This is a genomic window from Nocardia thraciensis, from assembly GCF_054782435.1.
On sequence record NZ_BAAGSM010000026.1, the window covers coordinates 91815 to 106396 of the forward strand.

A 14582-nucleotide genomic window follows, 5' to 3' on the forward strand; every position below is an offset into this window, starting at 1 on the left:
ATACCCCCAAGATGTGCAGGTCAACTGTGGGATAGGCTTTATCGGTCATGAAATCGGCTATCCCGGGTCCGGTCGGTGCGGCACCCCAGACTGTCTACCTCGATCACGCGGCGACGACCCCTATGTTCCCGGTCGCGATCGAGGCGATGGCGGCTGCGCTGCGCACGGCGGGTAACGCGTCGTCGTTGCACGGTTCGGGGCGCGCGGCCCGGCGCATGCTGGAGGAGGCGCGCGAGTCGATCGCCGCCGATCTGGGGGCGCGGCCGTCGGAGGTCATCTTCACCTCCGGTGGCACCGAGAGCGACAATCTCGCCGTCAAGGGGATCTACTGGGCGCGCCGCGCCGCCGATCCGCGGCGGACCAGGATCCTGGTGAGCGCGGTCGAACACCACGCGGTACTCGACGCCGTGGAGTGGCTGGAGCAGCACGAGGGCGCACAGGTGACGCTGCTCGACGTCGACACGGTGGGCACGGTATCGCCGCGCACGCTGCGCGCGGCGCTGGCCGAGCATGCCGAAGACACCGCGCTGGTGACCGTCATGTGGGCCAACAACGAGGTCGGCACTATCGAGCCGATCGGCGAACTGGCCGCCGTGGCACAGGAATTCGACGTCCCGATGCACAGCGACGCGGTGCAGGCCGGGGCGCAGCTGCCCATCGACTTCGCCGCCTCGGGGCTGTCGGCGGCCAGTTTCGCCGGGCACAAGGTCGGCGGTCCGCACGGCGTCGGCGTGCTGCTGCTGGGGCGGCAGGTGTCGTGCGTCCCGCTGGTGCACGGCGGCGGTCACGAGCGCGACCTGCGGTCGGGCACCTCGGATGTGCCCGCCGCGCTGGGCCTGGCGGCCGCGATACGCGAGACCGTGCGCGGGTTGCCCACGCGCACAGTCGAATTGAACCGACTGCGGGATGACCTGATCGCCGGTGTGCGCGATACGGTCCCGGACGCGGTGTTCAACGGCCCGGCCGATGGGCGACGCCTGCCCGGCAACGCCCACTTCACCTTCCCCGGCTGCGAGGGTGATTCGCTGCTGATGCTGTTGGACGCCGCGGGGATCGAATGCTCCACGGGATCGGCGTGCAACGCCGGGGTCGCCGCGCCCAGCCACGTGCTGCTGGCCATGGGTGTCGAGGCCCGGCAGGCCCGCGGTTCGCTGCGATTCTCGTTGGGGCACACCACAACCGGATACGACATAGACAGACTGCTGGAGGCGCTGCCGCCGGTGGTGGAGCGAGCGAAGGCGGCCGGGCTGGCCGGTGCGAAAGGAGGTACGCGATGAGAGTGCTCGCCGCGATGAGCGGCGGCGTCGATTCCGCCGTGGCGGCCGCCCGCGCGGTGGATGCCGGTCACGAGGTGGTCGGGGTGCATCTGGCGCTGTCGGCGAACCCCGGGACGCTGCGTACCGGTGCGCGGGGCTGCTGCTCCAAGGAGGACGCCGGTGACGCCCGCCGCGCCGCGGACGTGCTCGGAATCCCTTTCTACGTCTGGGATTTCGCCGACCGCTTCAAGGAGGACGTGATCGACGACTTCGTCGCCGCCTACGCGGCGGGGGAGACGCCGAACCCGTGCCTGCGCTGCAACGAGAAGATCAAGTTCTCCGCCCTCGCGGACCGCGCGGTGGCGCTCGGCTTCGACGCCGTGGTCACCGGCCACTACGCGCGGCTGGACGACGGCGTGCTGCGCCGGGCGGTCGACGCCGACAAGGACCAGTCCTACGTGCTGGCCGTGCTGACCGCCGAGCAGCTGACGCGGGCGATGTTCCCGGTGGGCGACACTCCGAAGCCGCAGATCCGCGCCGAGGCCGCCGAGCGCGGCCTGTCGGTGGCGAACAAGCCCGACTCGCACGACATCTGCTTCATTCCCTCCGGCGACACCCGCGCCTTCCTCGGCGCGAAGATCGGTGTCCGGCCGGGCGCCATCGTCGATTCCGACGGGCACAAGCTCGGCGATCACGAAGGCGTGCACGGGTTCACGATCGGTCAGCGCAAGGGGCTGGGCCTGCCGGGTCCCGCGCCCGACGGCCGTCCCCGCTATGTCACCGAGATCGATCCGGATTCCGGCACCGTCCATGTGGGCGCCGCCGAGGACCTGGAGGTGTGGACGGTGCGTGCGGACCGGGCCGTCTGGACGTCCGGCGCCGCGCCGTCCGGGCCGATCGACTGCGTGGCCCAGGTGCGTGCCCACGGCGGCACCGCCCCGGCGGTGGCCGAGGCGGTGGACCGCGGGCTCGAGGTGCGCCTGCGCGCGCCGCTGACCGGCGTCGCTCGTGGTCAGGCGGTGGTGCTGTACCGGCCGGATGCGCAGGGCGACGAGGTGATCGGCAGCGGGACGATCACCGGGACCGGGCGCGAGCGGGCGGTGGAGCGGGCCGGGTCGGTCTCGGACGCGTCTTGGTGAACTGCGGTCTACCCGCTGCCACGCGTCTCGCCGCCGCCGTTCGCGGTGGGTCGTGATCACTCCATGACGCGTCGTAGGCTGTGGATATCGCACCCATGCGTCCGGGACGTCGAGGTCTGTCGTCCGGATGGTGATCCGGACCCGGATTCGCGCGCGGGACTTCCGAAATGGCCGCGCGGTCGCGTGCGAGGAACAGCGTGGCCGAACGAGATGGATGGTGCACGATGACGTCGGGTAAGGACGTAGTGCTGCGCGGCGGGGTCGCCAGCGGCGTCGGCTCTTGGCCGGGGACCGATCCGCGCGAGGCGGCGGCGACCATCGTCGGCGAACTCGGCGAACTGCCGCATCTGGTCGAATTGCCCGGGCGCGGTACGGGTTCGGACATGATCGGCCGGATGTCGGGGCTGCTGGTGGACCTGCAGTTCGACACGACGCCGCGCGGCTATCGGATGGCCCCGCGGCCCGGTGCGGTCTCGCGGCGCGCCTTCGATCTGCTGCGGGTCGACCTCGATGCGCTCGAGGAGGCCTGGGAGACAGCCGGTACGGCCGGACGCGACCACACGGTGAAGGTTCAGGTCGCGGGGCCGCTGACGCTGGCGGCGCAGGTCGAGCTGATGAGCGGGCATCGCGTTCTCACCGATTCCGGTGCGGTGCGCGATCTTTCGGAATCCCTCGCGGAAGGGTTGTCGCAGCATATCGCCGAGGTCGGCAAGCGGCTGGGCGCGAATGTCGTGGTGCAGCTGGACGAACCGTCGCTCACCGCCGTTCTCGACGGGTCCATTCGCGGGCCGAGCACCATGCACACGGTGCGCGCGATGCCGGAGCCCGAGGCGCTGGCGGTGCTCGAATCGGTGGTGACCGCTTCGGCTGCTCCGGTGCTGGTGCACACCTGCGCCGAGCCGCCCGCGCTCGGGTTGCTGCGCGGAAGTTCGGCCGCCGCGGTCGGATTCGATATCACCGCGATCGGCACGCGCGATCTGGACGATATCGGCGAACTCCTGGATTCGGGAAAGCAGCTGGCGCTCGGGCTGGTGCCGACCGTCGCTCCCGGCGGTCGCGTCACCTGGCGCGATGTCGCCGAGCCCGGCGTGCGGCTGCTCGACCGCCTCGGCTTCCCGCGCCGCCTGCTCGCCGACCGGGTGATCGTCACCCCCGCCTGCGGCCTGGCGGGCGCCACCTCCCCCTGGGCCCGCCGCGCCCTCGAACTGGCCGCCGAAACCGCCCACGTCTTCGCCGACGAACCAGACTCGATCACCTTCGAATAAGGCAACCCACCCGCATTTCCGGCACGTCTTGGGCCGGGATCCCCCGACCCAACGCGGCTCCCGGCCACAAACACGCCGGGATGACGGGCGGGAGTGCGCTGGGATGACGGGGTGGGAGTGCGCCGGGATGATGAGCGGGGGAGTTGTCGCGGCGGTCAGCCGAACGGTGGGCGGGCGCCTGGGTGGCCGAGTTGCCAGTGCTGGGGTTTTCCCGGTGGGTAGACGACCGGGATCTGATCGCCGGGGGAGGGCCACTGGTTGACGTCCCAGGCGAAGCGGCCGTAGACGCTCTCCCCGACGACCGACGGCCCGGAGAGGGTGCCGGTGATGGTGACGTACTGGCTGCCCTGCGCGGCCGGGCGCGGGCTCACCCCGGTGACGTGCAGGGTCCCGGTCTCGGGCTCCGGACGGTTCCACCCCGCGCCCGGCGCGGATCCCGCCTTCCCCCGCCCACGCCGAAAGGACATGACCAGCACCCCGAGCACCACGACGACCATGACCAGGAACGCGATCTCCAGCATGCCCACCATGCTATGCGCCGGACATGATGCACCCGCAGGTCGACGGTCCGCGCAGTCATTCGGCCTGCGCCGGCCTTCCTCCCACTCCCGTTCCCCGCGGAGTCTTGCTCGTGTCCCGGTTCTCGTGGGGTCTTGTTCGTGTCCCGGTTCTCGTGGGGTCTTGCTCGTCTCCCGGTTCCCGTGGAGTTTTGCTCGTATCCGGTGCCTGCGGAGCTTCCTCCTACTTCCCGGCGTGTTCTTGGCCGGGAGCCCTCGCCGTGGTCAGTGGGCGGTGAGTTCTGTGGCGCCCTCGGGGGTGCGGCGTAGCTGCCAGACGGTGGTGCGGCGGTGCGGGGAGCGGCCGTTGCCGCGGTCCACGAGAGTGCGGTTGCGGGTGGTGAAGATCAGCTGGGCGCCGCGGGAGTTGGTTTCCGGGTTCTGGAACAGCTGGATCAGCCGGTCGGTCGCGTCGCCGGTGAGGTGGGTGTCGATATCGTCGACGGCCAGCACCCGCCCGGTGTCGAGCGCGTCCAGCATCGGCGGCAGCAACCGCAGCAGCGCCAGCGTCGCGGTGGATTCGTCGGCGATGTCGAAGGCGGCGGTGATGCCCTCGTGCACCAGCCCGAGGCCGACCCCACGGCGGGCCACCATGCGCGAGTACAGGGTGTCGCGGGCGGCGCGCAGGTTGCTCAGCTCGCGTTCCAGTGCTACCGGTGTGAGTCCGCGGGTGCGCTGCAGCTGTTCGGCGCGGACGGGCGAGGCGGTGCAGGCGTCGAGTTCGGTTGCCGCCCCGGCGATATCGTTGTCCAGGTCGCGCAGGTAGTCGGCGTACATGGGATCGTTCTCCGCGATCAGCAGATCCTCGATGCCCAGGTCGGCCGAGCGCAGCAGGGTGAGCAGCCGGGCGGCATTGCCCGCGGACCGGGAGATGTGGCTGCCCAGGCTGTGCGCGATGCGCTGCGGGTCCGGTTGCCCGCGTTGCACCTCCAGTTGCGCGGCGAACCAGCGGTAGGCGGGGACCAGGGCCTCGGCGTACATCTGCCCGGTCAGGCTGAGCAGCAACGCATTCGGGCGCACCAGCGGCACCAGCGCCCCGATGCCGAAGCGGACCGGTTCGAACATCGGGCCGATGCGCACGCGGTCGTCCTCGCGCTCGAACACGATGCGTTTGCGGTTGCGCGGGTGGCTGTGCAGCCACTCGGCGGTGACGTCGGCGTTGTCGAGCCGGAAGCCGTAGGTGTAGGGCACCTCCTCGGCGACGAAGGTGGCGACGAATTCGGAAGGGCGGTCGGCGAATCCGAGGTGCGGGGCGCGCACCGGCCCGGCATAGGGATCCCATCCGGTGACGGAGTTCAGCACCGCGTCGCGCATATGACCCAGCGCGTCGACGAGGCTGGACTTGCCGCTGGCGGCCGTGCCGTGCACCGCGGTCACGGGCGCGGGCAGCGCGCCCGCCCGGCTGCCGACCAGCCGCAGCTCCTGCGTCTCGGCCAGCGATCTGTGGTTCGTCACCTGAAAACTGCGCAACACCCGTGCCATCCTGCCGTCCGCGGCGGCATGCCGCGACAGCGGGCCGGTCGAAGTGGTTCGCCGCCCGTCGTTTCGCGGACGCCGGGACGATGGAGGCGGCGACAGTCAGTCAGTCGTTCGTCGGCTCCGGCAGCGGCAGCCGCCCGGAATCGAAGGAGGGCGGCGCGTCGGATTCGGCTGTGCCGTAGGCGAGATCGCCCGTCGGCCCCAGACCGAAATCGAGCCGCCCGCCGTCGCGCGCGAACGATTCCGGCAACCAGGCCCTGGTGGTGGCCGCGCCATCGACGCGCAGGGAGCGGATGAACCGCAGCGAATCGGACAGTCCGGGCGCGGAGACGGTGATCTGCTGCCCGGACGAGCGGGTCACCTCGATCTCGGGGAAGGCGGGCTGGTTCACCAACAGTTCCGCCCGACCGGGAATGACCGGATAGAAGCCCAGAGCGGACCAAACGTACCAAGCCGACAGCGCGCCGAGGTCGTCGTTACCGGCAAGGCCGTCGGGGGTGGGGCGGTACAGCTCGGTGCGCACCCGGTGGACGACATCCTGCGTGCGGTCGGGCCGCCCGGCCCAGGCGTAGAGCCACGGGGTCTGCAGGGACGGCTCGTTGCCGAGATAGGCGTATGGCCTGTCCGCGCCCGCGTTGAGCTCGGTGAAGAGGTCGTCGAGCCGGGCGGTCGTGCGGTCGCGGCCGCCCATCAGCTCGACCAGCGCGCCGACATCCGAGAAGACCATCCAATGATATTGCGCGCCATTGCCTTCCACGTATCCAGCGGTGGCGGCCGGATCGAACGGCTCGGAGAACGAACCGTCCGCGTCACGCGGTTGGATCCAGCCGGTGCGCGGGTTGAACAGCCGCTGCCAGCCGTGCGCCCGGCGCATGAACCGCCGATGGGTGTCGGCGTCGCCGAGCCGCTCGGCCAGTTGCGCGATGCCGAAGTCGGCGAGACAGTATTCGAGTGTGTCGGACGCCTTGCCGGGCACATAGCCGAGTCGCAGGTACTCCTCGTTGCCGGGCCGTTCGGTGTAGCCGGACTTCTCGCCGATTCGATCGGCACCGGCGATCATCGACGAGAGCGCCCCGGCGGCGTCGAAATCGCACGCGCCGAACGCGTAGGTGCTGGCGATGATCGAGTGGTACGGGTCGCCGTTCATGACGCCGGTGATCGTGTTCTGATGCGACCAGCGATCCCACACGTCGTCTAGCGCCCGCGCGTCGTCGACCATCGACTGGGCGATATCGGCGGCCACGTCGGGGACGAGTAGCGCCAGCAACTGGGCCTCGCCGCGGTAGGTATCCCAGCCGGAGAAGGTCGCGTAGTGGTGGCGGCCCGACCGGACCCGGTGCACCTGTCCGTCGAATCCGGTGTAGGACCCGTCGGCGTCCTCGAAGATATAGGGCTGCAGCAGACAGTGATACAGCGCCGTGTAGAAGGTGCGCAGCCGTTCCGGATCGCCCGCGCCGACGCGGATCCGCTCGAGTTGTTCCCGCCACCGACTCCGAGTCTCCGCCCGGACGGTCTCCAGATCCATTGTGCCGATCTCGGTTTCGAGATTCCTCCGGGCGCCCTCGATGCTCACGAACGACAGTCCCACCCGCATGTGGACCGGCCGATCCGCGTCGAACTGCAGATATACGCCGCAACCCTTGCCGTGCACCGCCAGTTCACCGGAGTCGGTGCGACGGGTCGGCGCCGAGCCGCGCACCGCGGTGTCGTGGCGCACGGTGTTGTCCTGCCACACACCGGATTTGGTGTGTTCGCGGTCGAAGACGATGTGGAAGTACACCCGATAGCGGCTCGGCGCCGCGCAGAATCCGCCGGTGTGCGCCCAGCCCGAGACCGTGTTGCCGCTGATGGTCGCCTCGGCGTCGTCGACTCCGTTCACCGAGCCGGTGACGTCGATGAGCACCGTGCCGGGTTTGCCTGGCGGAAAGGTGAATCGGGCCGAACCGGACCGCGTCGAGGTGGTCAGTTCGGTCGTCACGCCCGCGTTGGTGGTGACCCGGTAGTACCCCGGTTCGGCCTCCTCGTCGCGGTGATCGAAGGTCTGGTGATAGCTGGACTCGGCGGGTGAGGAACCGATGACGCCGGAGATCGGCAGGATCGGAATATCCTGTGCGCCAGTGCATCCCGGGCCGGAGATATGGGTCAGCGAGAATCCGTTCAGGCGATTGTCCTCGTATTTGTAGCCGCCGCCCGCCGTGCGCACGGTATCGGGACTCCATTGCAGCATTCCGAACGGTGCGACGGCGCCGGGGAAGGTCATGCCCGCGCCACCACCGTGACCGTAGTCGGGGCCGCCGTCCTGAGTTCCGACGAAGGGATTCACATACGCGGTGGGATCGGTCATGTTCTCAGATTCGGTGATGAAGGGCGACCGCCACAGCGGAACGGCGAGAACGGCCCGCCTCGGTCCGCCGCGACGACGTTGACATGCAACCAAACGGATGCCTATATTGAATAGGCATCCGAAAGGTTGCCTATGGAGGTGACGATATGGACGAGGTGTTCAAGGCGCTGGCCGATCCGAGCCGGCGCCTGCTGCTCGACAGCCTGAACGCCGACAACGGGCAGACGCTGCGCGAGCTGTGCGCGGGGCTGGACATGTCCCGCCAGGCGGTGAGCAAGCACCTGGCCGTGCTGGAGGCGGCGAATCTGGTGGCCACCCGCCGCCGCGGCCGGGAGAAGCTGCACTACCTGAACGCCGAGCCCATCAACGCCATCGCCGACCGCTGGATCAACCGCTACGACCGCGGGCGGGTGCACGCGCTCGCCGACCTCAAGACCGCATTGGAGACCACGACCATGAGCACTACCGAATTCGTCTACACCACCTACATCAAGACCACCCGGGAGAAGTTGTGGGAGGCGCTGACGCAGCCCGCGTTCACCAAGCGCTACTGGGGCGCCCACTTCGACACCGACTGGCAGCCGGGATCGGTCATGACATGGCACGAAAGGGATTGGAAGAGTACCGATTCGGAACAGAAGGTGCTGGAGGCCGACCCCTACAACCGGCTGTCCTACACTTGGCACACCTTGAGCATCGAACACGCCGACGCGTTCGGCATCGACCACGACACGGCGCGCAAGTGGATGAGCGAGCCGCGCTCCAAGGTCACCTTCGAACTGGAGCCGGTCGGGGATCTGGTGAAGCTCACCGTCGTCCACGACGGTTTCGCACCGGGCAGCGCCCTGCTCGAGGGCGTCAGCGGCGGCTGGCCGAGCATCATCACCAACCTCAAGGCCCTGCTGGAGACCGGGGAGACGCTGCCGGAACTCGCCCCGGAGGCGTGGGAACCCGCGTCGTCGTAACTGTGGTTCAGGTGCCCGGAGAGCATCGCCGTACGGCTTGGTCTCCGGGCGCTCGATCATCAGGCCGTGCGCCGGTTCGTCGGCGACCGGGCGGTGTTCGACCCCCCTCGGGACGACAAAGATCTCGCCGGGATGCAGGGTGATCGCGGTCGCGCATCTCCAGGCGGAAGGCGCCGTCCCAGCACAGGAACAGCTCGTCCTCGTCGTGGTGGTGCCAGGAAAGGCGTCGTGGAAGCGCGCGATGCGGATCACGGCGTCGTTGGCGACCGCGAGATCCCGGGGCTGCCATGGGGCGGTCAGGGTGGAAACGAGTGGGGCTGGCGTGCCGCGGATGTGTGGGACCGTGTGCCGGAAACGAGTGGGTGATCGGGCGGTTGTTCCGGCGGTCTCGATCGACTTCCCGAAACCGGAGACGGGGCCGCAGCAGCCATGCCACACTTCCGTGTGGCGGAAGAGTTGTTCCGTTATCGGAAAGGGAGTGGCCGATGAGGGCGTTGGCATGGCTCGGCGGCCGGACGCGTACGAGCGGTCCGGAGGACACCAAATATCCGGCAGGGCAGCTGGTCGCCTACGGGACCCAGCACATCCTGACCATGTACGGCGGGGTGATCGCGCCGCCGCTGATCGTCGGCGGGGCCGCCGGGCTGTCCGCGGTCGAGATGGGACTGCTGGTCACGGCCGGGCTGTTCATCTCGGGCCTGGCGACGCTGGTGCAGACCCTGGGCATCGGGCCGTTCGGCAGCAGATTGCCCATCGTGCAGGGCATTTCGTTCGTGAGCGTGTCGACGATGGTCTCGATCGCCAGCGAGGACGGGCTGCGTCCGGTGTTCGGCGCCATCATCGTGGCCGGGGTGATCGGACCGGTGCTGTCGTCGTTCTTCGCGCAACTGGTGCGATTGTTCCCGGCGGTGGTGACGGGCTCGCTCATCACCGTGATCGGCCTGTCGCTGATGCCGGTCGCCTTCCAGTGGGCGATGGGCAACGACCCCGGGGACCCCGGGTACGGTTCGATGGCCAATATCGGCTTCGCGGGCCTGACACTGCTGATCATCCTGCTGATCAGCCGGTTGTTCCAGGGCGCGATCTCCCGGCTGTCGATCCTGATCGGCCTGGTGATCGGCACCGTCATCGCCGCGCTGGCCGGGAAGGCGGATTTCGGCGCGGTCGGCGAGGCGCGCCTGATCGCGCCCCCGCAGCTGTTCCATTTCGGCACACCGACTTTCGAGATCGGCGCGATCGTCGCGATGACCATCGTGATGCTGGTGATCATGACCGAGGCCACCGCCGACATCCTGGCGATCGGCGAGGTGGTGGGGACCGAGGTCGATACCCGGCGGGTCGCCGACGGCCTGCGCGCGGATATGGCCTCCTCGGCGGTGGCGCCGCTGTTCGGCACCTTCCCGTGCAGCGCGTTCGCCCAGAACATCGGCCTGGTGGCGCTGACCGGCATCACGAGCCGGTTCGTGGTGGCGACCGGCGGTTTCATCCTGCTGTTGCTGGGGCTGCTGCCGGTCGTCGGTGCGGTGGTGGCCGGGGTGCCGTACCCGGTGCTGGGCGGGGCCGGGCTCGTGCTGTTCGGATCCGTTGCCGCCAGCGGGATCCGGATGCTGTCGCGGGTCGACTACCAGGACAACCTCAACATGGTGATCGTCGCGGTGTCCATCGGTGTCGGCGTGATACCCATTGCGGCGCCGAAGTTTTGGGAAGCGTTCCCGGAGAAGGTCGCGATGGTCCTGGAATCCGGGATCAGCGCCACCGCCCTCGTCGCCGTCGTACTGAACCTGGCGTTCAACGAGCTGAAGTTCGGCAGGCGGTCGGGCCCGTCGGTATTCGCGGCGGCGGAGGACAGTCAGGACAGGTTCGGGGATCGGCTCGACGACGACCTCCGGTCGTGACCCGGCGGCGGGGCTCGGCACGCGCGACGTGCTCGAATGTGCGTCGGAGGTGTCGGGGTGCTGGGCTAATCTGCGTTTTGTGAGTGAATCCGATATCGAGATCACCGCGGCGACGGGTGACGAACGGACACAGTGGCAGGAGCTGGCGGAGCAGGTTCGCGAGCATCAGTTCCGCTACTACGTGCGCGACGCGCCGATCATCTCCGACGGCGAGTTCGACGCGCTGTTCCAGCGGCTGCTGGCGATGGAGGAGGCGCATCCCGACCTGCGCACCCCCGATTCGCCGACGCAGCTGGTCGGCGGCGGATTCGCGACCGACTTCACCGCGGTCGACCACCTCGAGCGAATGCTCTCGCTGGACAACGTCTTCGACGAGGACGAGATGCGCGTGTGGGTGAGCCGCGTGGAGGCCGAGACCGGCCCCGACATCCACTACGTGTGCGAGGTGAAGATCGACGGCGTCGCGCTCAACCTGGTCTACGAGGACGGGCGGCTGACCCGCGCGGCGACCCGCGGCGACGGGCGCACCGGCGAGGACGTCACCCTCAACGCGCGCACCATCGACGACATCCCCCTGCGCCTGTCCCCGAACGACGAGTTCCCGGTGCCGAAGCTGCTGGAGGTGCGCGGCGAGGTGTACTTCCGGCTCGAGGATTTCGAGAATCTCAACGCGGCGATCGTCGCCGAGGGCAAGCCGCCCTACGCCAATCCGCGCAACACCGCCGCCGGTTCGCTGCGGCAGAAGGATCCGGCGGTGACCTCGCGGCGCCGGCTGCGGATGATCTGCCACGGGTTCGGCCGCATGGAGGGTTTCACTCCGACGTCGCAGTACGAGGCCTATCGCGCGCTGGCGGCGTGGGGGTTGCCGGTGTCGGCGCACACCGTGCGGGTGCGGGGCGCCGACGCGGTGGTCGAGCGCATCCGCTACTGGGGCGAGCACCGCCACGACATCGAGCACGAGATCGACGGCCAGGTGGTCAAGGTGGACGAGATGGTGCTGCAGCGCCGCCTCGGCGCCACCTCGCGCGCGCCGCGCTGGGCCATCGCCTACAAGTACCCGCCGGAGGAGGTCACCACCAAGCTGCTCGACATCCAGGTGAATGTCGGGCGCACCGGCCGGGTCACGCCCTTCGCGGTGATGGAACCGGTCACCGTCGCGGGGTCGACGGTCTCGATGGCGACGCTGCACAACGCCTCCGAGGTACGGCGCAAGGGCGTGCTTATCGGGGACACCGTGACCATCCGCAAGGCGGGCGATGTCATTCCCGAGGTGCTCGGCCCGGTGGCCGACGTGCGCGACGGGTCCGAGCGCGCATTCGTCATGCCCACCCGCTGTCCGGAGTGCGGCACCGAACTCGCCCCGGAGAAGGAGAGCGACGCCGATATCCGCTGCCCCAACCAGCGACACTGCCCGGCGCAGCTGCGGGAGCGGGTGTTCCACATGGCCGGGCGCGGCGCGTTCGACATCGAGTCGCTCGGGTACGAGGCCGCGGTCGACCTGCTGAAGTCCGGCGTCATCGCCGACGAGGGCGACCTGTTCGACCTCGACGAGGAAAAGCTGCTCACCACAACGCTTTTCGTCAACAAGAACGGCAGTCTGTCGGCCAACGGTAAGCGCCTGCTGCAGAACCTGGACGCGGCCAAGCAGCAGCCGCTGTGGCGGGTGCTGGTCGCGCTGTCGATCCGGCACGTGGGCCCGACCGCGGCCCGCGCGTTGGCCGCGGAGCTGGGGACCATGGAGCGCATCGAGGACGCCTCGGCGGAGGAACTGGCCGCCGTCGACGGCGTGGGCCCCACCATCGCCGCGGCGGTGAAGGAGTGGTTCACCGTCGACTGGCACCGGGCCATCGTGGAGAAGTGGGGCGCGGCCGGGGTGCGCATGGCCGACGAGCGCGACGAATCCATCGAACGCACCCTCGAGGGCCTGTCGATCGTGGTCACCGGGTCGCTGCAGGGCTTCTCCCGCGACGAGGCCAAGGAGTCGATCCTGGTCCGCGGCGGCAAGGCGGCGGGTTCGGTATCGAAGAAGACCGCCTACGTGGTGATCGGCGATTCCCCCGGGACCAAGGCGGCCAAGGCGGAGGAACTCGGCGTGCCCATCCTGGACGAGGACGGGTTCCGGCGCTTGCTCGAGGGCGGGCCGTCCGCGGTCGAGGAAGGCGGTCCGGCGCAGGAGTAGGCGGGACGGCGGGGCGGCTATCCTGCCTGGTGGTTGATCGCGTGATGGAAGGCGGGCTGGTGGGTGTGACGGGGCCGGGATTCGAGATCCGGAAGGCGCGGACCGAGGAGTTCGCGACGGTCGGTGCGCTGACCGTCGAGGTGTACGTCGGCGAAGGGCATGTTGATCCCGAAAGCCCTTACGTGGCAGAGCTTTTCGATACCGCGACGCGATCGGCATCGGCCGATGTGCTGGTGGCCGTGCGCGACGGCGAGGTGCTCGGGTCGCTCACCGTGGCCCGGTTCGGCACGCCCTGGGCCGATATCGCCCGCTCCGGAGAGTTGGAATTCCGGATGCTCGCGGTGGGGAAGCGGGCGCGTGGGTCGGGTGTCGGCACGGCGCTGGTTCGCACGGTTGTCGACACCGGCCGGTCCGAGGGATTCGGAGGGGTGGTGCTGACCACCATGCCGACGATGGGCGATGCCCGCCGGATCTACGAACGCATGGGATGCGTCCATGTGCCGCAACGAGATTGGGAAACCGACACGGGTAAGCCACTGACGGTGCTGAGGTTGGCCCTGTAGGTCAGCCGAGCACCGTGGCGATGATTCCCGTCAGGTACCCCAGCCGCGCCACCTCCGAAGGCCGGAACTCCGGCCCGCCCGGGCGGCCGAGCAGCAGTACCTTGCCGGTGTTGCCGAGCGGCGCCGCGGCCAGCTTGGTGTCCATATCCTTCCAGATCTGCGGGACCCAGTCGGCCTCGGGATCGAGCGCCGCGGGCTTCTCCAGCGGCATCCACGGCGCCGAACCCGCCTGTGTCTCAGGCGCGCTCGTGCTCCCCACCACCCGGTAGGCGCCCTGGGCGCCCATATCGATCACGGTGCTCCACCCCACGCGCAGTACCCGGGGCACGCCGTCGACGAGGACCTGCAGCCGGTCGTCGCGCGCCGCGGCCACCTGATCGATCAGTTCCAGCTCCCGGTGGGTGTCGAGGATTCCGGAGTACGGGCGTAGCGAATCCACCCGCACATCGGCCAGCGACTCGGCCGCGGTGATCAACGTGTCGGGCAGCGCGCCCTGCGGCACCTCCACCACGAGATCGTCGATCGCGTATCCGGCGCCGCGCTCGACCACATCCAGCGAGAGGATGTCGGCGCCGACGGAGCCCAAGGCGACGGCTAGTGAACCAAGACTTCCTGGGCGATCCGGAAGTTGCACGCGGAGCAGAAATGACACGTGCGGCCCTTCCTTTCCTGTGCGACCGAGACTTTCGGACGTATACCCGCGTCTCGCAATACTTACACCCGGAGGTCTCGGGTGAGCGGTCTGTGGCGCGCGTGGTGACGCATGCCACTGGTCATTGTCGGACGGACCGGCTCGTCGTGCAGCGGTATCCCGGCGACTTCACGGTAACGGGTTGCGCACCGCCCCCACTCGCGGCCGTCCGGGCCGACTCGGCGGGTCGTGGCCGATTCACTAGGCTCTAGTCCGGAAACTAAACTCTGCTAGTTCCCTCCCAGCGCG

At 69.2% G+C, this 14582-nt stretch carries 11 protein-coding genes; 7 read left to right on the forward strand and 4 right to left on the reverse strand.

Features of this window, described 5'->3' with window-relative positions; all coding sequences use genetic code 11:
* Positions 1–47: 47 nt before the first annotated feature.
* From ACYVLQ_RS16665 to ACYVLQ_RS16675, 3 genes are all read left to right on the forward strand, one after another.
* The gene (locus ACYVLQ_RS16665) at positions 48–1277 is read left to right on the forward strand and encodes a cysteine desulfurase family protein (protein ID WP_460698391.1); all 1230 of its coding nucleotides are present in this window, start codon (positions 48–50) and stop codon (positions 1275–1277) included.
* Complete coding sequence (gene mnmA, locus ACYVLQ_RS16670; RefSeq protein ID WP_460698392.1) at positions 1274–2395, forward strand: tRNA 2-thiouridine(34) synthase MnmA; 1122 nt, start codon at positions 1274–1276, stop codon at positions 2393–2395. Before ACYVLQ_RS16665 ends, mnmA begins: the two co-directional genes overlap by 4 nt.
* Positions 2396–2619: 224 nt before the next feature.
* Positions 2620–3660: a methionine synthase gene (locus ACYVLQ_RS16675; protein ID WP_460698393.1), complete on the forward strand. Its 1041-nt coding sequence runs from the start codon at positions 2620–2622 to the stop codon at positions 3658–3660.
* 155 nt (positions 3661–3815) lie between these two features.
* On the opposite strand, the gene ACYVLQ_RS16680 is transcribed toward ACYVLQ_RS16675, so the two are convergent.
* From ACYVLQ_RS16680 to ACYVLQ_RS16690, 3 genes are all read right to left on the reverse strand, one after another.
* A complete protein-coding gene (locus ACYVLQ_RS16680) occupies positions 3816–4181 on the reverse strand; it encodes a hypothetical protein (protein WP_460698394.1) in 366 nt (121 codons plus the stop codon).
* A gap of 261 nt (positions 4182–4442) precedes the next feature.
* A complete protein-coding gene (locus ACYVLQ_RS16685; RefSeq protein WP_460698395.1) occupies positions 4443–5699 on the reverse strand; it encodes an AAA family ATPase in 1257 nt (418 codons plus the stop codon).
* Between the two features lie 100 nt (positions 5700–5799).
* On the reverse strand, positions 5800–8040 hold the full coding sequence (locus ACYVLQ_RS16690) for a GH92 family glycosyl hydrolase (protein ID WP_460698396.1): 2241 nt from the start codon (positions 8038–8040) through the stop codon (positions 5800–5802).
* A 146-nt stretch (positions 8041–8186) separates the two neighbouring features.
* On the opposite strand from ACYVLQ_RS16690, the gene ACYVLQ_RS16695 reads away from it, so the two are divergent.
* The 4 genes from ACYVLQ_RS16695 (at position 8187) to ACYVLQ_RS16710 (ending at position 13642) form a co-directional block, all read left to right on the forward strand.
* Complete coding sequence (locus ACYVLQ_RS16695) at positions 8187–9005, forward strand: ArsR/SmtB family transcription factor (RefSeq protein WP_460698397.1); 819 nt, start codon at positions 8187–8189, stop codon at positions 9003–9005.
* A 485-nt stretch (positions 9006–9490) separates the two neighbouring features.
* A complete protein-coding gene (locus ACYVLQ_RS16700; RefSeq protein ID WP_460698398.1) occupies positions 9491–10900 on the forward strand; it encodes a nucleobase:cation symporter-2 family protein in 1410 nt (469 codons plus the stop codon).
* 79 nt (positions 10901–10979) lie between these two features.
* Positions 10980–13079: an NAD-dependent DNA ligase LigA gene (gene ligA / locus ACYVLQ_RS16705; RefSeq protein WP_460698399.1), complete on the forward strand. Its 2100-nt coding sequence runs from the start codon at positions 10980–10982 to the stop codon at positions 13077–13079.
* A 44-nt stretch (positions 13080–13123) separates the two neighbouring features.
* Complete coding sequence (locus tag ACYVLQ_RS16710) at positions 13124–13642, forward strand: GNAT family N-acetyltransferase (protein ID WP_460698573.1); 519 nt, start codon at positions 13124–13126, stop codon at positions 13640–13642.
* Between the two features lies 1 nt (position 13643).
* Here the strand turns inward: ACYVLQ_RS16710 and ACYVLQ_RS16715 are convergent, their stop codons facing one another.
* Positions 13644–14294 carry an ACT domain-containing protein gene (locus tag ACYVLQ_RS16715; RefSeq protein ID WP_460698400.1) on the reverse strand — a complete coding sequence of 217 codons (651 nt, stop codon included), beginning with the start codon at positions 14292–14294 and terminating at the stop codon, positions 13644–13646.
* Positions 14295–14582 lie beyond the last annotated feature (288 nt).